General features: G+C 72.2%; 14 protein-coding genes. 7 read left to right on the forward strand and 7 right to left on the reverse strand.

Annotation, left to right across the window (positions count from 1 at the left end):
* Together ACIBBF_RS03915 and ACIBBF_RS03920 are read left to right on the forward strand one after the other, a co-directional pair.
* A complete protein-coding gene (locus tag ACIBBF_RS03915; protein ID WP_397410717.1) occupies window positions 1-729 on the forward strand; it encodes a pilus assembly protein TadG-related protein in 729 nt (242 codons plus the stop codon).
* Window positions 730-791: 62 nt separating this feature from the next.
* A complete protein-coding gene (locus ACIBBF_RS03920) occupies window positions 792-1,667 on the forward strand; it encodes a hypothetical protein (protein ID WP_397410719.1) in 876 nt (291 codons plus the stop codon).
* Window positions 1,668-1,692: 25 nt separating this feature from the next.
* Here the strand turns inward: ACIBBF_RS03920 and ACIBBF_RS03925 are convergent, their stop codons facing one another.
* Complete coding sequence (locus ACIBBF_RS03925) at window positions 1,693-4,308, reverse strand: hypothetical protein (protein ID WP_397410721.1); 2,616 nt, start codon at window positions 4,306-4,308, stop codon at window positions 1,693-1,695.
* Between the two features lie 437 nt (window positions 4,309-4,745).
* On the opposite strand from ACIBBF_RS03925, the gene ACIBBF_RS03930 reads away from it, so the two are divergent.
* The 4 genes from ACIBBF_RS03930 to ACIBBF_RS03945 all read left to right on the forward strand — a co-directional run bounded on the left by ACIBBF_RS03930 (window position 4,746) and on the right by ACIBBF_RS03945 (window position 9,637).
* Entirely contained in the window at window positions 4,746-6,350 is a 1,605-nt protein-coding gene (locus ACIBBF_RS03930; protein ID WP_397410723.1) for a hypothetical protein, read from the forward strand.
* 199 nt (window positions 6,351-6,549) lie between these two features.
* The gene (locus ACIBBF_RS03935; protein ID WP_397410725.1) at window positions 6,550-7,605 is read left to right on the forward strand and encodes a hypothetical protein; all 1,056 of its coding nucleotides are present in this window, start codon (window positions 6,550-6,552) and stop codon (window positions 7,603-7,605) included.
* 170 nt (window positions 7,606-7,775) lie between these two features.
* Window positions 7,776-8,837, forward strand: coding sequence for a hypothetical protein (locus ACIBBF_RS03940; RefSeq protein ID WP_397410727.1), 1,062 nt, complete (start codon window positions 7,776-7,778; stop codon window positions 8,835-8,837).
* Window positions 8,838-8,962: 125 nt separating this feature from the next.
* The gene (locus ACIBBF_RS03945) at window positions 8,963-9,637 is read left to right on the forward strand and encodes a small multidrug efflux protein (protein WP_397410729.1); all 675 of its coding nucleotides are present in this window, start codon (window positions 8,963-8,965) and stop codon (window positions 9,635-9,637) included.
* 105 nt (window positions 9,638-9,742) lie between these two features.
* Here ACIBBF_RS03945 and ACIBBF_RS03950 read toward each other — a convergent pair whose 3' ends face one another.
* Window positions 9,743-10,180: a DUF4383 domain-containing protein gene (locus ACIBBF_RS03950; protein WP_397410731.1), complete on the reverse strand. Its 438-nt coding sequence runs from the start codon at window positions 10,178-10,180 to the stop codon at window positions 9,743-9,745.
* Between the two features lie 106 nt (window positions 10,181-10,286).
* The gene (locus tag ACIBBF_RS03955; protein WP_397410733.1) at window positions 10,287-11,147 is read right to left on the reverse strand and encodes a helix-turn-helix transcriptional regulator; all 861 of its coding nucleotides are present in this window, start codon (window positions 11,145-11,147) and stop codon (window positions 10,287-10,289) included.
* Window positions 11,148-11,331: 184 nt separating this feature from the next.
* Here ACIBBF_RS03955 and ACIBBF_RS03960 point away from each other — a divergent pair, with 184 nt between their 5' ends.
* Window positions 11,332-12,195, forward strand: a complete 864-nt coding sequence (locus tag ACIBBF_RS03960) for an SDR family NAD(P)-dependent oxidoreductase (RefSeq protein WP_397410735.1) — start codon at window positions 11,332-11,334, stop codon at window positions 12,193-12,195.
* Here ACIBBF_RS03960 and ACIBBF_RS03965 read toward each other — a convergent pair.
* Genes ACIBBF_RS03965 through ACIBBF_RS03980 form a run of 4 tightly spaced genes read right to left on the reverse strand, consistent with a single transcriptional unit; the run spans window position 12,167 to window position 18,046 of the window.
* Window positions 12,167-14,983 (reverse strand): family 78 glycoside hydrolase catalytic domain, encoded by a 2,817-nt coding sequence (locus ACIBBF_RS03965; protein ID WP_397410737.1) that lies wholly within the window; start codon window positions 14,981-14,983, stop codon window positions 12,167-12,169. The two genes, ACIBBF_RS03960 and ACIBBF_RS03965, sit on opposite strands and share 29 nt — an antisense overlap.
* Before the next feature lie 14 nt (window positions 14,984-14,997).
* Window positions 14,998-15,825, reverse strand: coding sequence for a carbohydrate ABC transporter permease (locus tag ACIBBF_RS03970; RefSeq protein ID WP_397410739.1), 828 nt, complete (start codon window positions 15,823-15,825; stop codon window positions 14,998-15,000).
* Window positions 15,822-16,745: a carbohydrate ABC transporter permease gene (locus tag ACIBBF_RS03975; protein ID WP_397410741.1), complete on the reverse strand. Its 924-nt coding sequence runs from the start codon at window positions 16,743-16,745 to the stop codon at window positions 15,822-15,824. The genes ACIBBF_RS03970 and ACIBBF_RS03975 overlap by 4 nt, the downstream gene beginning before the upstream one ends.
* Window positions 16,739-18,046, reverse strand: a complete 1,308-nt coding sequence (locus ACIBBF_RS03980; protein WP_397410743.1) for an ABC transporter substrate-binding protein — start codon at window positions 18,044-18,046, stop codon at window positions 16,739-16,741. Before ACIBBF_RS03980 ends, ACIBBF_RS03975 begins: the two co-directional genes overlap by 7 nt.
* Window positions 18,047-18,049: the final 3 nt, after the last annotated feature.

Consider the following 18,049-nt stretch of genomic DNA (forward strand, 5'->3'; position numbering starts at 1 on the left):
ATGGCTGGCATGCGGCCGCGCCGAGGGGCGTGGCGGGCGCTCCTCGCCCGGAGACAGCGCGACGACGACCGCGAGCGCGGGTCGATGCACGTCATGGCCCTCCCGATCACCGTCGGTCTGCTGAGCGCCGCGATCCTGGTGATCGCGATGGTGGGCTCGGCGACGGACGACCGGCGAGAGGCCGGCACGGCGGCCGACGCCGCGGCGCTGGCCGCCGCCCAGACGTGGGACGAGCGCCTGGGCGCGCTGCACGGGCTGCACCTGCTGCCCGGCGGCTTCGCGGACTTCTGGGGAATCATCGAGGAGGTGCTGCTCGACGCCGTCGTCGCGGACGAGATGCGGACGGCCGCCGAGGCGTACGCCGAGGCCAACGGCGCGGACCTGGTCCGCTTCGACTACGACGCCGAGCATCTCGAGGTGTTCGTCGAGGTGCGCCACCAGGACCAGGTTCCCGTCGCGAGGATCCGTTCGACGGCGCAGGCCACCGCGCAGATCAGGCTCGACGGCGGGCTGTGCCGGGACGGCACGAGCCTGGGCTGGATGATCGACGGCGAGTGCGTCACCGAACCCGACGAGGACGAGGGTTCTGACGAGGGCCCTGGTGGGCCGGACGGTGACGACGAGCAGGGCGACGAGGAACCCGGCGACGACGCGGGCGACGACGAGGAACCGGCCTGGGAGGCGCCCGAGGTGGACGCCTACTCCAGCCGCATCGTGCTGGTCGACTAGCCGGGCCGAGGCGGCAGCACCTCGCAGGTCATTCCCGATCCGGACGGCGGTAGCATCCCATAATGGCTGAAATGTCCCTCTCGTCCCACCGGCTGTCCAGGGCGCTCGCCAGGGCACGGGACACCGCCGTGCGCGACCAGCGCGGCCAGGGCACCGTCGAGTACGTCGGCGTGGTCGCCGTGGTCGTGCTGGTCGTGGCGGTCCTGGTCGCGACGGTGACACCGGTGGGCGACACGATCCAGGACAGCATGGCGTGCGCGGTCCAGGACGTCGGGACCACCCAGGACGGCGACCCGGCCTGCGACCCTGCCGAGGCCGGTGCCGGCGACGGCGAGGACACCGGCGGCCTGGTCGACGACGAGGACGAGCCGGTGATCGACCTGCCCGGCGGCGGCGTCCCCTACACCGGCCTGCGGTGCCTCCCCGAGTGGGACTTCTGCCAGCCCGAGGAGCCCGCGGACGGCACGGTGCCCGTCTGCGTGTTCCCCCTGGGGACGCTGGGCTGCGGCGTGCAGGAGATCAGCGAGGACGATCTTCCCCCCTACGACCCCGAGGACGACTGCACCACGGACGACAGCTGCGAGGACGTGTGGGAGGGCGCCCTGGAGCCCGACGAGGCCGAGGGCGACATCGAGCAGGTCCCGTGGCTCGAGTGCAACTTCAACATTCTCGGCTGGTACCCGAACGACCACGTCAGGTTCTCCTGGGAGGCCAACTCCCTCAGCGGCGCGGGGGCGGCCAACCCCAGCGTGTGCGTCGACGGGACCGGCACGATCAACATCGACCAGGAGGGGGTCGAGCGGTTCGACGCCGGCGGACACACGGGGTGGTTCATCTACAAGGGCGACGACGGGTACGAGTACAAGCACTACTTCGAGGAGAACGAGACGTCGTACTTCGACCCGTCGAGCACCATCTACGAGGTCCACATCGACTGAGGCCCTCACCGGCGCGGGCCGCACCTCAGCAGTGTCCGTTCTTGGACCCGCCGCCCTTGCTACCACCGGAGGAGGAGGTGGCCGCCATGACCAGTGGCGGATCGCCCACCCGGTCGCCGTCGAACAGCCCGACCTGGGCGTTGTCGACGGTGCAGAGGCCACCACCGCCCGGCTGCGGGCTGAAGTGCACCGTCTTGTCGCCCTCGCGCTCGTACTCGCCGGTGAACCCCCAGTTCGTCCAGCCGCCGTCACCCTTGTTCTTGACCGTGCCCTTGTCGATGGCGATCACGTCCACCCCGTCGACGGTGGCCAGGTGCTCGAGGCCCTCGACGTGCTCGAACGAGAAGTTCTCGAAGTCCTTGACCACGAGGATGTTCGTGTCGGGGAACGCCTCGGAGTACTCGTCGACCAGGGAGTGCACCAGGTCGTCCTTGTCGCCCGGTACGTCGCCGTCGTAGTCGGTACCCGGGTAGGGACCGTCCTCGGTGTACCGGGGCGACTCGTTGTCGAAGTACTCCGCGCCCAGGTCGTGCTCAGGGTTCTTGTTCCTCGTCGGCGGGTCCGAGAAGTCGTCGGCGTAGTAGCCCTCGTCCGGCTCGAAGTCGACCGCCTTGCACGCGGGTGCGGGCGAGACCTTCTGCTTCTTGCCGTTCACGTCGGTCACCTCGAACGTGGAGTCCTTGAGGTCACGCTTCTCGTCGACCGACGTCCACTCGGCCTCGAACAGGTTCAGGCCCATGAGGTCCACGCCCAGGTGCCCGTCGTCGGAGCTCCGCTCGACGTCGTACCTCAGCTCGCGCACGTTGGCGTGGTCGTCGATCTCCTCGTAGAGAGACCCGCCCTCGGCGTAGTCGCCGGCGTCGATCTCGACGTCGTCCTTCTTGAGGCGGCCCTCGTCATCCAGGGGGAACAGCTCGTCGATCTTCGGGCCGAGCGTGTCCTCCAGCTCAGGGAACTGGCCGAAGTCGAGGATCATCTCCCGCACGGAGGCCTTGCCGTCCTGGTTGGTCCGCTCCCAGCCGCCGCCCACGGAGAAGCCACGGGGAAGCGTCGCCTCGATGTCGATCCCGGCGTTGGCGAGGGTGGTCAGCACCTGGTCGTCCATGCGCAGGATGACGTTGAGCAGCGACCCGTCCGGGTTCCGGTTGACCTCGACCTGCGTGGTGCCCGTCCACTCCATCCCGCCCGAGCCGGCGCCGGCCCCGCCGAGGCCGCACTTCGACTCGTCGGAGTCCTTCTTCTTGCACTCCTTCTTGTCACCGGCGAACGGCTTGCCGCCGCCGATCGACGCGCCGATCAGGAAGCCGCCGATGTCCGTCGAGGTGTAGGAGACGGTGGTCGCCCCGTCCGAGTAGAGCGTCTCGTCGACCGACACCTCGCCCTCGTAGCCGCCCTCGACGCTGCCCTCGATCTCGGCGGGCCCGAACTCGGTGGACGCGCTCAGCCCGCCCGAGAACCGGACCTTCTTGGAGGAGCCTTCACCCTCGCTGAGCTCATGGTGCTCGGGCTCCTCCAGCGCGAGCTCGTCACCCTCGCCGCTCGGGGTGCACATCTTGCCCCAGTGCTCGCTGGACGGTGTGCAGTCGTTGTTCATCTTGCCGGCGACCTTGTCGTACTCCTTGTACCAGTCGATCCACTCCTGGGCCTTCTTCATGTCGGTGAACTCGTAGGTCTTGTCCATCGAGTACCCGGTCATGCCCGCCACGTCGAAGCTGATGGCCGAGTCGAACGTGACCCCGCCGCCCTGCTCACCGCCCTTGAGGATGTGGACCCGGATCCGGCCGTCGCCGAGCTGCTCGATCAGCATGCCGTTGCTGGAGCCCCAGCGGACGAAGAGGAACGAGATGTTCTCGCTGTCGACGTGGGAGCTGGACGAGACGACGCACTCCGGCTCGATCGCTCCGTACACCTTCGAGATGCAGTTGGCCAGGTCTCCTGACTTCCCGGCGCGCTCCTTGCCCGCCGGCGCGTCCTTGTACGCCTCCCACTGGGCCTCGCACCCCTTGGGCACCGGAAGCTCCTTGCACCCCACCTGCACCTTCGGCGGGCCGTCCTCGTCGAACTCCTCGCTCGTCGGCAGGGAGTTGACGCAGCTCTCGTCCTCCGGGTCGTCCTTGGGATCGCCGTGGCCGTCGGTCACGCAGTCGACGAACTCGACGATCTCGTCCTCGAGGTAGACGCGATCGTCCTCGTCCCGGTCGAACCAGCCGTCCGGCAGCTCCGACGAGGCGCAGATGGTCTTGACGGGATACCAGACGCAGTCGATCTGGACCACGTGGCTCTGGTACTCCTCGTCGAGGTTGACCTTGCCGAACGTGACGTCGTCCTCGCAGTCGCCCGTCGGCGGGCTGTACCTGTCGTCACCGCCCTCGTCGTCGGACCCGGTGCCCTCGACCTCGGTCACGCACTCCTCGGGGGCGCCCGGCTCACCGACCTGCTCGACCGCGCAGACCAGCTCCGCCCCGATGTCCGTCCCCACCGGCCTGACCGCCACGATCACGACGGCGATCACCAGCAGGAGCAGGCCGACCACCGCCACGTACTCGGCCAGCGCCTGGCCGGACTCCGCTCCCGCACCGCGCCGGCCGCCCCGCCACGTCGCGGAACGATCGCTGGGGACTCGGGGGCGGGGTCTGGTCATCCGGTCAACGTAGGTCGCGACGGCGCGGACCACGACGGCCCTACGGCCCAACCGTGCACCCAGGCCCGCCTGGGCCCCCGGGCCCAGACCGGGGACACCGCGGCGCACGATCGGGACGCCTCGCTCCTGCCATTACCGGTGAACGGCACACACGTCGAGATGACCACCGACAATAGGCCGCACACACGATGCGACAATTCGGTTCGCATCGTTCATTGCGGCACAAGACGCCCCGGCGACCAGTCATGGGAGCGGCACAGCGCCGCGGGTACCAGCACCCCCGTCGCGGCGCGCGCACTTCACCCTCGACCGGCCCGCCCGGACCAATTCCGTATGCTGTGTCATCGAAACCCCTGGCATTTCGGGGTGCCCATTTTGGACATAAATCCTATCTGGCTTTAAAGGGTCGTCAATCGGCGTGGCGGGGAGGAGGAGGCGTGAGCGTGCTGGAGCCGGGCGTGCACGACTGGGTCGTGCATCGTCGTAACGTCGTGCGTTCGGTAGCAGCCCGGGTACCCGGGATCGATGCCGAGGAGGCCACCAGCCGCGCCCTGGAGAAGATGATCCGCATCGTCTCGACCGGCGGCACCATCACCGACCCCGCCCCCTACTGGCGACGCGCCGCGGTCAACGAAGCCATCTCCATGACCCGCGAGCAGGGCCGCACCACCCTCGTGGAGGACGACACCCTCGACGGCCTGACCCCACCCGCCGAAGGCGCCGAGCTCGACGCCGAACGCCAGGCCGACGCCGGCATGCTCCGCACCGCCCTGGCCGACCTGGCCGACGACGACCGCCAGATCCTGTTCGACCGCCACGTGCACGACAAAGCCGTCACCGACATCGCCACCGGCCTGGGCGTACGCCCCCACGCGGTGACCATGCGGCTACGCCGCGCCGAGGAACGCCTCGCCGGAGCGTTCGCCGCCGCCCACGCCCAGGCCGTGACCGAACCCGAGTGCCGCACCACCCGCGCCGGCATGCACGACTACCTCAAAGGCCGCATGCTGCCCCGCCGCCAGCACCGCCTCGAGGTCCACATGGACGGCTGCGCCGACTGCACCCGCGCCTTCATCGACGTCCGCGAAGTCTCCTGGATGCTCCGCGACCTCGGACAACACCTGGTCGCGGGCGCGGTGGCCACGGGCACGCTGGGCGCCGCGCTCGCCACCGCAGGGGTCGGCACCGTGGGCGGCGCCGCGACCCGACCGCGCCTGCCCCGGGCACAGCAGGGTGCGGTGGCGGCAGGTGTCGCGGCCGTGCTCGTCCTGGGCGGGATCGCCTGGGCCTCGCTCGGCGGCCAGGGTGACCAGCCACCCGCCCAGACCATCGCGGGGCCGGACACCGGCACCGCACCGGCCCGCCCGACGGCGCCGGAGGCTCCGCCGCCCGGCCGCTCCGCGCCGGACACCCCCGCGCCGGACGGCGCGGAGCCGACCTCCGCGGCGGCCCCACGCTCCGAGGACGTCCCCGAGCCGGCCGAACCGGTGATCGAGCAGGTCGCGGCGCCCGAGCCGCCGGCCGGACCCGAGCCCGAGCCGGAGGCGGCGGAGCCGCTGTCCGACCCGCCGCCCGCCGACGCCGCGCCGGACGCCGGTAGCGACGCGCCCGGGTCCGCCGCTCCCCCGGTCGAGCCCGCCCCGGAGGAGCCCGCGGCACCCGCACCGGAACCCGAGGCACCGCCCGCACCCGAGCCACCCACCGCGCCGGAACCTCCGCCCGCACCCGAGCCGCCGACCGAGCCCGAGCCGCCGGCGGGCGGGCCTCCCGGCAACCCCGGCAACCCGAACGGCAAGGGCCCGACCCAGGACAACGACCAGGGACCGGGCAACGGCAACGGTGCCGGTCCGAGCAACGGGCCCGGCAAGGGGCCCGGCACCGGACCGGGCAAGGGACCCGGGCACGGCAACGGTGGCGGTCAGGGCAACGGCAACGGCCGGGGCAACGGTTCCGCGCGCACCCTCGACGGGACCGCGGTGCCCGCCACGTTCGTCGTCGACCTCCTGCCGGTGCACGCGCGGCAGGCCCACGTCACGGACTGAGCACGACCCCGGCGGTGCGCTCCCCGCTCCCCCGGTCGACGGGTCGGACGCAGACAGCGGCCGGGCCGCCAGGTGATGGTTCTTATCATCCGGTTGACCGGGTCACCGCCCTGGCCCGACATTCGACACCTAGTGGCCCGGCGTGATCCGCCGTCGCGCACCGGAGCGCGGCAGCCGCACGGGCCGGAGCGGAGTCGCCATGACGTTCGACGACAGGTTCGACCCGGGATCCACCGACGGCGCACCGGGCGCCGGTCCCGACGCCGCCGGCACACCACCGCTGCTCGGCCGGCGGAGCCTGCTGGTCGGCGCCGCGGTGCTCGGTTCGGCCGCCGCCCTCGGCGTCGGCGTGACGGCCGGTGCCCCGCCGGCCGCCGCCGCGGTGCCGGGCTTTCCCACCTTCACCCGGCTGGGCGCCGCCATGGACAGGTCCCAGCTCGCCTACGCCCCGGCGCGCAAGGAGATCATCTTCCCCTCGGTGCGCCACGTGGCGGGGAAGGTCCGCAACCCCCTGGGCGCCTGGTACATGTACTACGCGCCGCACGACGCCCCGGGCGGGATCTGCCTGGCGTACGCCGACTCGCTGGCCGGCCCGTGGCGCGAGTACCCGAACAACCCGATCATCTCCCGCACCTGGTCGCCGCACTACTCGGTGAGCCACGTCTCCAGCCCGCACGCGGTCTGGAACGCCGACGACGGCCGCATCTACCTGTTCTTCCACGGGGAGAACACGACCACCCGGGTCGCGACGTCGGACGACGGCGTGAACTTCACCTACGGCGCCACCGTGCTGCACACGGGGATGCTGCCCTCGGACGTCACCGAGACGTCGTACGCCCGGGTGTTCCCGCACCCGACGCAGTCCGGCACGCACATCATGCTCTTCATGGGCGCCCAGGCCGGGACGCGCAAGATCTTCATCGGCTGGTCCGACCGGCTCGCCTCGGGCTGGCAGTTCAAGCACCAGCCCCTGATCTCGCCGCGCTCGGGCGAGGGCGGCCAGCTCTCGGGAGCGCACTACTGGTCCCGCAACGGCGGTGGCCACGTGGTCTACCACAGCGGGTCCGGCACCATCCACGTGGCCGACGTCGGCACGAGCTTCGACCGGGAGAACCACCTGGGCGTGCTCTACACGGAGCCGGTCGCGACCCGGGCCGCGGCACCGAGCTTCGCCGAGGAGGGCGGGCGGCTGTACATGTTCTACGAGGCCGGGGCGCGCAGCAACACCAACATCGCGATCGCGCGGACGGCCTGACCACCGGCGGCCGTCGTCCGGTCCCCCGGACGGCGGCCGCCGCCGGCACGATCGCCCGGGACGGCGCCGCCCCCGACCCCTGCCGGTGGAACCCGGAGCACCCCCTGCGAGAGGATGGCCTGGGACGACGCCGGCCCGCGCGCCGGCGACAGGGCGACGACGGGGGCCGTATGACCGACGAACCACGCACCGGACCGGTGAGCCTCGCGGGCCGGGGGCGCCTGCTGCGGCTCGGGGCACCACGGGACACCTCCGCGGTCCGGCACCTGGTGACGTTCCTCGTCGCGAGCGTGGTGACGGTGCTCGCCACCCGGGCCTACCTCGCCGCGACGGGCTACCCGCAGATCGGCGGCGGTGGCCTGCACGTCGCCCACGTGCTGTGGGGAGGCCTCCTCATGGCCCTGGCGATCATGCTGCTGCTCTCGTACGTGGGCCCGGTGCCCCGCTCGCTCGGCGCGATCCTCGGCGGTGTCGGCTTCGGGCTGTTCATCGACGAGGTGGGCAAGTTCGTCACCTCCGACAACGACTACTTCTACGCGCCCACCGCCGCGATCATCTACGTCGTCACGGTGCTGCTCGTGCTCGTCGTCGAGGGACTGCACGGCCGCCGGCCGCACCACCCGGCGGAGTACCTGGCGGTCGCCGCCGACCGGCTCGCCACCGGCCTGGCCGGTGGGTTCACGCCGGACGCCCGCGAGGAGGCGCGCACCCTCGCGAGGCGCGGCGCCGGCGAGCCGGGCGCCGACCTCGTCACCCGCCTCGTCGAGGCCGTCCCCGACGACGACGCCGACGTGCCCGACCTGGTCCGTTCCGGCGTGGACCGGGTGGTGCGCGGGCTGGACGCGCTCGTGGACCGCGCCTGGGTGGCGTGGCTGGTGATCTCGCTGCTCCTGGCCACGAGCGCCGCGGAGGCCACGGTCGGCGTGCGCATCGTCCAGGGTCTGGTGCCCGGGCTGCCCACGTGGACCGGTGTCGCGATCCTCGTGGCGGTCACGGCGTCGGTGGTGCTCCTCGCCGTGGGCGTCGTGGTCGGCCGCCGGGACCGCCTGCACGGTGCCGCCTGGGTGCGCCGGGCCGTGCTGGTCAGCCTGCTGTTCACGCAGGTCCTGGTGTTCCGTGCGGTGCGGTGGACGGCGGCCTTCGGACTGCTGCTGGACGTGCTGGCGTTCCTGGCGCTGGAGGTCGCGCTCCGCGAGGAGCGGACGGCGGGCCGGTCGCGCCGTCCCGTGTGACGCGCACCCCAGGACGCACCCGTTGACCCTGTTCCTGGGACACGGTTTCTACTGGCTTACGCCGGCGGACAGCCGGCCGTAGAAACCCGGCGCCCGTCTCGGGCGCCCCGTCGGAAGAGACGCCCATGGCAGGCTTCAACCCCTACGAGGACCTTCAGGACCTGGTGGCGCAGGTGCCTGAGCTGGTGCAGCCCCTGATCGTCGCGTTCGCCGGCGCGATCCCGTACATCGAGGGCGAGGGATCGGCGGCGCTGGGCGTCCTCGCGGGCATCAACCCGGTGGTCGCCGGCGTCTCCGGCGCGGCGGGCAACATCATCGCCGTCGTGCTGGTGGTGCTGCTCAGCTCGCGGGCCCGAGGCGCGGTCCAGGCCCGCCGCGCCCGGAAGGTCGCGGCTGACGCCGGTGCACCCGTGGCGGCCCGGGCGGTCCCGGCAGGCGCCGGCACCACCGTCGCGGCCGGCCCTGGTACGGGCGCGGGGCCACGCCCCGAGGCGGAGCCGGACGCCACGGCAGGCCCGGGGGCCGAGCCGCAGCCCGACGGCGACGGCGACGGCGAGCCCACCACCCGCAAGGCCAAGGGCCAGAAGCGTCTGCGCTGCTGGCTGGTGCGGTTCGGCGTCCCCGGGGCGAGCCTGCTCGGCCCGCTGGCGCTGCCCACCCACCTGACGGCCGCGACCCTGGTCGCCTCCGGCGTGAGCAAGAACTGGGTCATCCTCTGGCAGGTCATCGCCATCGTCGCCTGGACCACCGTCCTGACCCTGGCAGCTGCCGGCTTCATCACGGCGATCACGGCCGCCTGACCTCCGTTCAGCAGACCGCTGGGGACCGTCATGCATGGCATGACGGTCCCCAGCGGCCTGGCGGACAACCGTCCACCTCCGGGGACACCCGGAGACGTCGTGGCGTCAGGCGTGCGACGCCGCCGTCGTGGTCGAGCGGGCCGGCCACAGGGCGATGGCCAGGCCGGCCAGCGCGCTCAGGACGTGCAGCACGTTGTCCGCAGCGTTGATGTTGATGATGTTGATGCCGGGGTTGTTCACCGCGAACAGGCCGAACACGAACGTCACGCCGTACCCGACGGCGAGCAGCCAGCCGAAGGTCCGGGCCCGGCCCGGCGTGGACCACAGTGCGAGGCCGAGCAGGCCGATCACGATGTGCACGATGTTGTGCAGCGGGTTCACGGCGAAACCGAGCAGCGTCTGGCCGTGGTCGTGCTCGGCGAAACCGCTGAAGCCGGTCACGAAGAACCCCGCGATGCCGACCACGAGGTAGACCGCGCCGATCGTCACGGCGAGCCACTGGTGCGGTGCCCTGGTACGTGTCGAGGGCGTGTACTGCGTCATCGCTGATCTCCATCCTGGGTGGGTGTCCGTGCGCACCCCTGGGCCGTCGTACCGGACGGCCGGCGGGGCTCGACAAGGGTTCGGAACCACGCCCGGATCGGATGGGTCAGTGCGCGGCGGGATCTCCGGTGAGCGACCAGCTCGCCAGCAGGTCCAGCGCCCGGGCCGACGGCGAGCCCGGCTCCGTCGAGTAGACGTACAGCGTGGTGTCGGCGTCGCCGGGCAGGGTGAGCGTCTCGTACCCGACCGTGAGGTCCCCGACCACCGGGTGCCGCAGCCGCTTGGCGCCGTGCGTGCGCCGGTTGACGCGGTGCTCGTCCCACCACCTGCCGAACTCGGGCGCGGACTGGCGCAGCTCCGCGACCAGCTCGGCCGTCGCCCGGTCCTCGGGATCGTTGCCCGCCTCCAGCCGGAGGCTCTCGACGGCCACGCGCGCCTGCTCCTCCCAGTCGACGAACAGCGACCGCGCCTCGTCGTCGAGCAGCATCCACCGCGCGTAGTTGCGCCGCGGGGCGGGGAACCGCTCGAAGTCGGTGAACAGCGCCCGGCCCATGCGGTTCTGCGCCAGCACGTCCGACCGGCGGCCGAGCACCAGCACCGGCACGTCGTCCAGCGCGTCGAGGAGCTGGTACAGGCCGGGGCGCACGCGCTGGACGGGACGGGACCGCTGCTGCGGCCTCGCGGTGCCCAGGCCGATCAGGTCGGCGAGGTGGGCTCGCCCCGCCGCATCGAGGTCGAGCGCGCGGCCGATGGCGTCCACGACCGACGGCGACGGCACGATCCGCCGCCCCTGCTCCAGACGCGCGTAGTAGTCGGTGGACACGCCCGCCAGGAAGGCGACCTCCTCCCGGCGCAGGCCGGGCACGCGGCGCACCCGGCCGTCGGCCGGCAGCCCGGCCCGCGAGGCGTCGCACTGGCTGCGGGCGCGCCGCAGGAAGTCGGCCAGCTCGGTGTTCTTCTCGGGCATGTCCTCATTCTGCGCGGCCGGGTCCGTGCGGCGCAGCCGCCTGGGTGGACCTCCGCGTCCTGGTCAGGCGCGACCGAGGTTCCGCCGGGCCCGGTATGCGCCCCCGGAGCGCCCTTTCCGGCGGAAGGCTGGTGGACGTCGGCAGGCAGTGCCGGCACCCACCGCACCACGAAGGAGAACTCCCATGGCCTACCCCACCGACCGCCCCGCCACCTGGTTCGTCACCGGCGCCTCGCGCGGCCTCGGCCTCGAGCTGGTCCGTCAGCTCCTCGACCGCGGCGACCAGGTCGCCGCCACCACCCGCTCGACCGAACGCCTCACGGCGGCCCTGGCCGGGAGCGACACCACGCGCCTGCTGCCCCTGACCGTCGACCTGGCCGACCAGGAGCAGGTCACCCGGGCCGTCACGGAGACGATCGACCGCTTCGGCACCCTCGACGTCGTGGTCAACAACGCGGGCTACGGCTACCTCGCCGCGGTCGAGGAGGTCTCGGACGCCGACGCGCGCGCCATGTTCGACGTGCAGGTCTTCGGCGTCTGGAACGTGCTGCGCGCCGTGCTGCCCCACTTCCGGGCGCACCGCAGCGGCCACGTCATCAACGTCTCCTCCGTGCTCGGGCTGCTCTCCTTCCCGGGCTGGAGCCTCTACACCGCCGGCAAGTTCGCGCTGGAGGCGGTCACCGAGTCCCTGGCCGCCGAGGTCGCCGACCACGGCATCCGGGTCAACAGCGTCGAGCCCGGCTACATGCGCACCGACTTCCTGCGCCCGGTCTCGGTCGGCCTGCCCGCCGCCACCAGCGACGCGTACCCCGCGATCCGCGAGATGGTCGACCAGCACCTGCACCAGATCCCCGGCACCCAGCCGGGCGACCCCGCCCGGGCCGCCGCGGCGATCATCACCGTGGCGACCGGCGGGGACGCGCCGCTCCACCAGCTCCTGGGCTCGGACTCCCTCGCCCTCGCGGGCGGCCGCGTCCAGGCCCTGGCCGACGACGTCGCGGCGTCGCGGGCGCTCGCCGTCACGACCGACTACCCCGCCGAGAGCTGAGCACCTCCAGCGCCGCGCCCACGCGCTCGCGGGCTGCCGGGGCCAGCCGTGTCAGCTCCTCCTCCAGGGTGCGCTGGTCGGTCCACTCCCGCAGCGAGCGCAGGGCGCTGGTCCGCCGGCCCGCGAGCTCCTCGACGGTGGCCTGGACCAGCGCGTAGGCCTCGGCGTCGTCGGCGACCTCGCCGAGCGTCGAGCCCAGGGTGACGGGGGCGGGCGCAGGGCGCGTGCGGGGATCGGGGACGGTCCACTCGTGCGGGCCGGCTCCCACCTCCAGCCGCTCTCCCCCGGGCAGCAGCACCTCCGCACGGGTGTTCGGCGGCACCACCGCGTGGACCACGACCTGCCCGTCGCGGGCCGCCCACCCGGCCTCCGCCGTCCCGTAGGGGCTCTCGAACCGGGTCGTGGCGTGGTCGAGCCCGACGATCGGCACGGGGGCGACCCGCAGCCGCCGGTACCCGGGCGTGCCGGGCGCCAGCCCGGCGACGGTGCGGTGCAGCCAGTCCGCGACGGCGCCGAACGCGTAGTGGTTGAACGACGTCATCTCGCCGGGGTTGATGCTGCCGTCGGGCAGCATGCTGTCCCAGCGCTCCCAGACCGTGGTGGCGCCCATGGTCACGGCGTACAGCCAGGAGGGGACGCCGGTCTGCAGGAGCAGACGGGCGGCGACGTCGGCGTGACCCGTCGAGGTCAGGGCGTCCTGGACGATCGGGGTGCCCACGAAGCCGGTGCCGATCCGGTAGCCGGCGCGGCGCACGAGCCACGCGAGCCGGTCGCCCATGCGGGCGCGCGTCGCGTCGTCGACCAGGTCGAAGGCGATGGCGAGCGCGTAGGCGGTCTGGGCGTCCGACACGACGCGGCCCGACGGCGTCGTGTACTCGCGGACCCAGGCCTGCCGGGCCCGCTCGGTGAGGTCGCCGTACCGGGCGGCCGCCTCGTCGTCACCCACCTCGCGCGCCGCCGCGGTGACGAGCTGCAGCGACCGCACCACGTACGCGCTCGCGACGATGTCGGGGTCGGTCTTGGCACCGGCGGGGTCGTCCGGCGGCGCGTCGGGGTCGAGCCAGTCGCCGAACTGGAACATCCCCTCCCACAGCAGCCGCTCGCCCGACAGGCCGACCAGCACGTCGGCCCAGGCCCGCATGCTCGGGTACTGCTCCGCGAGCGCCCGCCGGTCGGCGAAGCGCTCCAGGAGCGTGGTGGGTACCACGGTCGCGGCGTCGCCCCAGGCGGCCGCGGGCTGGGAGCCGAAAGGCAGCACGAACGGCACCACGACGGGGCAGACGCCGTCGCGTGCGGCCTGCTCGGCGGCGACGTCGCGCAGCCAGGAGGCCAGGAAGGCGTCGCTGTCGTAGAGGTAGCTCGCGGTGGGGCCGAAGACCTGGATGTCGCCGGTCCAGCCGAGGCGCTCGTCGCGCTGGGGGCAGTCGGTGGGCAGGGAGACGAAGTTGCCGCGCATGCCCCACACGACGTTCTCGTGCAGCCGGTCGACGCGCTCGTCGGAGCACTCGAACCACCCGGTGCGGCGCATGTCGCTGCTGATCACCACGGCCGTGACGGCCTCCCGGGCCGTCGCGAGGTCGAGCCGTCCGGGCCAGCCGTCCACCTCGGCGTACCGGAACCCGTGGAACGTGAACTCGGGCTCGAACACGTCCTGCCCGCCGGACAGCACGAGGCGGTCGGTGGCCTCGGCGTGCCGCAGCGGGCGGACGCCGAGCTCGCCGTGCTCCAGCACCTCGGCGTGCCGCAGGGTGATCACCTGGCCGGCCTCGCCCGACACGCGCACCCGGAGCCGGCCGACGAGGTTCTGGCCGAAGTCGAGCACGGTGCGCCCCGACGGCGTGGTGATGACGTCCTGGACGCCGAGCTCGTCGATGCGGCGCACGGGTTCGGCCAGGGCGGGCTCGGGCACGACGGCGTCGTCGTCGGCCCGGACGGGCGACCAGGCCGAGTCGTCGAACCCGGGCAGGCTCCAGCCGGGCAGCGCGCGGCGGGCGTCGATCCGTTCGCCGGCGTAGATGCCGCTCGCCGTGACCGGGCCCGCGACCGCGCCGCGCCAGTCCGGGCCCGTGGTCAGCACGCGGGTGGTGCCGTCGGTGAGCACGACGTGGAGCTGCACGGCCACGGCCGGCTGCTCGCCGTAGAAGGGCCGGGCCTCGCCGTGGAACCCGTAGCTCTCGGTCCACCAGCCGCCGGCCAGCCGCACGCCGACGGCGTTCGCGCCGGGACGCAGCAGGGCCGTCACGTCGGTCGCCTCGTGCACCAGGCGGTGCTGGTAGGCGGTCCAGCCGGGCTTGAGCACGGCGTCGTCGACGTCCTGCCCGTTGATCTCCACCTGGTAGACGCCGTGGGCCGACGCGTACAGGGTCGCGCTCGCCACCTCGCCGCCCAGGTCGAGCTCGGTGCGCAGCAGGCCCGGGGTCGCGGGCGCGGGTGGTTCGGCGAGCCCCACGAACGGGGCGGTCCACTCGCCGTCGGCCAGGAAGGTGCTGCGCAGGGCGACGGGGGCGCTCCAGGGCGAGGTGCCACCGTCGGTGCCCGTGACGCGCACCTCCAGGGTGTGCCGGGCGTGCGGGGCCAGGGCGTCGAACGGCCAGGGCACGAAGTGCGACTCGTCGGTGTCGAGTCGGGCGACGTGCTCGCCGTCGAGCCGTACCTCGGCGCCGGCCTGCCACCAGCCGGGCACGTCGCTCTCGACGGTCCAGCTCAGCCGGGGCGTGGGGGTGTCGGCGTACGCGCCGTCGGTGCGGCGCTCGACGCGCAGCTCGCGGACTCGGGTGTTGTTGCTCATGCGATGCGAACCTCTCAGCCCTTGACGGCGCCGGACGTCATGCCGGCCACGATCTGGCGGTTGAAGAAGATGTACATGACCAGCGGCGGCACCGTGATCAGCAGGATGTCCATGAACAGCAGGTTGAACTGGCTGACCATCTGGCTCTGGAAGTTGTAGAGCGTGAGCTGGACGGTCGCGTTCTCGTCGCCGGGCAGGAAGTACAGCGGGTTCGTGAAGTCGTTGAACACGTTGACCGCCTGCACCACGACGATCGTGATGATCACGGGCCGCAGCAGCGGCAGCACCACGGTGAAGAAGAGCCGCAGCGGCCCGGCGCCGTCGATGATCGCCGCCTCGTCCAGCTCGCGCGGGATGGTGGCCACGAACGCACGGAACAGCAGGATGCAGAACGACAGACCGAACGTGGCCTCGACGAGGATGAGGCCGGGCATGGTCTTGAACAGGCCGGTCTGCTGCAGCACCCAGATGGTCGGCACCACGGCCGGCGGCACGATGAGGCCCGCCAGCACGAGGAAGTTGACGACCGGGTTGAGCCGGGTGCGGCGCCGTTGCAGCAGGTAGCCGACCATCGCCGCGAGCACCACCATGATCGCGACGCTCACCACGGTCAGCACCGTGCTGTTGACGAACGCCCGCACCACGATGCCGTCCCGCGTGGTGAGCACCTCGGTGAGGTTGTCGAAGAACGCCCACTCCTGCGGCCAGGAGAACTCCAGCCGCGACGCCGACGACGCGTCCTTCGACGCCGTGAGGAAGATGAACGCGAACGGCACGAGGAAGACCACCACGGAGAGCGCGATGGCCACGATGCCGACCACCCAGGAACCGGTGCGCCTCATCGCTCGACCTCCTTGCGGTTGAGCAGCATCGAGACCGGCACCATCACCGCGGTGACCACCAGGAAGAGGATCACGTTGCCCGCGGTGGACAGCCCGTAGAAGCCGGCCTGGTACTGCTTGTAGATGACGGACCCGATCACGTCGCTGGTGAATCCCGGCCCCCCGCCCGTGGTGGCCCAGATCAGGTCGAACGACCGCAGGCCACCGATGAGCGACAGGATGATCACCGTGGCGGTGGCGGGCTGGACCAGCGGCAGCGTGATGGAGCGGAACTGCTGCCACCGGCCGGCGCCGTCGACCCGGGCGGCCTCGTAGTACTCCTGCGGGATGGCGACGATCCCCGCGATGTAGATGAGCGTCGCGATGCCGAGCCCCTTCCAGACGTCGACCGCCGCGATGGTCAGCAACGCCTGGTTCGGGTCGGTGAACCACCCCGGCCCGTCGATCCCGAACGCGGCGAGCATGGTGTTCACGACGCCGTCGAACGGGTCGAGCAACGCCTTGAACGTGATGCCGACGCCGATGGTGGAGACCAGCACCGGGAAGAACACCACAGACCGCAGGTAGCCGCGGCCCACGAGCTGGGAGGTGAGCAGCACCGCGAGCGCCAGCCCGAGCACCACCTTGGCGCCCGAGGTCACGAACCCGTAGACCAGCGTGTTCACGAAGCCGCGGGAGAGCTGCGGCTCGCTGAAGAACTGGACGAAGTTCTCCAGGCCGATGAACTCGGTGTCGAACAGGGTCCAGCGGGTGAGGCTGAACCAGAACGACGCGAACGTCGGCACCGCGAAGAACACGAGGTAGAGCGCCGCGGCCGGCAGGTAGAACCACGACGGGTAGATGCTGCGCTGGGTGGCCGAGGTGGACCCCGCCGTCCGGCGGCGCCTGCCGGTCCGCACCTCGGCGGCCGCCGCTACCATCCCTCGAGGCCGAGCTGGCGGGCCTGGTTCTCGACGTCCTGGTCGTAGAACTCGGCGGCCTCCTGCGCGGTCTTGATGCCGGATCCCACCTCGACGGTCACCTTCTCCAGGTTGGGGCCCTTGACCGGGGAGCTGAACTCCAGGGCGTTGGCGGCCTTGCCGGCGTCGAAGTAGGCCTGGATGTCGTCCAGGAGCGGCGGGGCGGAGTCGAGCACCTCGCACGTGCCCGCGTACGGGCCGGCGGGCGGGAGCAGCTCGTTCTGCACCTCGCACCCGGCCTCGCTGTTCGCGAACGCCACGAACTCCTTGGCGGCCTCCAGCTCGGGGCCCTCGGTGGACCGCGGGATGTAGAGCGCGTTCGGCTGCCAGATGGTCGCCTGCGTGTTCTCCGCGTCCTCGGCAGGCAGCGCGAAGAAGCCGATGTCGTCCACGGCGTCCGGGGTGTTCTGGAGGATCGTCTGGATCACGTTCGAGAGCATCGGGTAGTGCGCGCCCTCGCCCTCGGCGACCATGCGGGCGCCGTCGGGGAACGTGGCGGACGGGAAGTCCTCGTTGAAGAAGCCGGCCTCGGCCACCTCCTGCTGGTGCTCGAAGCCCAGCAGCGCGGGCTCGTCCGCGTAGAACCGCTGGTGGGCCGTGTACTGGTCGGCCCACTCGGGATCCACGGCGAGCACGTTGGCGAAGTCGCCCAGCACGAAGAGCTGGCTGGTCCAGGTCTCGCCGTAGGTCTGGATGACCGGTGCCGCGCCGTCGCCCTCCGCGGCGATGGTCTCGTTGTTCGCCATGAACTCGTCCCAGGTCTGCGGCACCTCCAGGCCGAGCTGCTCGTAGAGCGGCTTGTTGTAGACGATGCCGCCCGCGAACGCGGCGCCCAGCGGCGCGCCGTAGGTGCCGGCGTCGGTGCTCACCGTCGGGAGGAACTCCTCGGTGAGCGAGCCCACCCACTCCTGGTCGCTCAGGTCCACGAGCGTGGAGTCCGGGTTGAGCGCCTGGAGCAGGGAGCCGGAGTTGTAGAAGAACACGTCGGTCATCTCGCCGGTCGACAGCCGGGTCTTGATGAGGTTGTCGCCCTCGGTGCCGCCGGGGCGGATCTCGACGGTGACGTCGACGTCGGGGTGCTCCGCCTCGAACGCCTCGACCAGGGCGTCGGCGGTCTCGGGGTTGGGGGCGTCGTTGGTGGTGAGGAAGGTGATCTCGGTGGTGCCGCCGTCGCCCGAGCCGGACGACGAGCAGCCCGCGAGGACCGCCAGCGGGAGCGCCGCGACGGCCACGGCCGCACGACGACGAAGTGCACGGGGCATCTC

Source organism: Promicromonospora sp. NPDC050880, from assembly GCF_044456525.1.
In the GTDB taxonomy this organism is placed as follows: Bacteria; Actinomycetota; Actinomycetes; order Actinomycetales; family Cellulomonadaceae; genus Promicromonospora.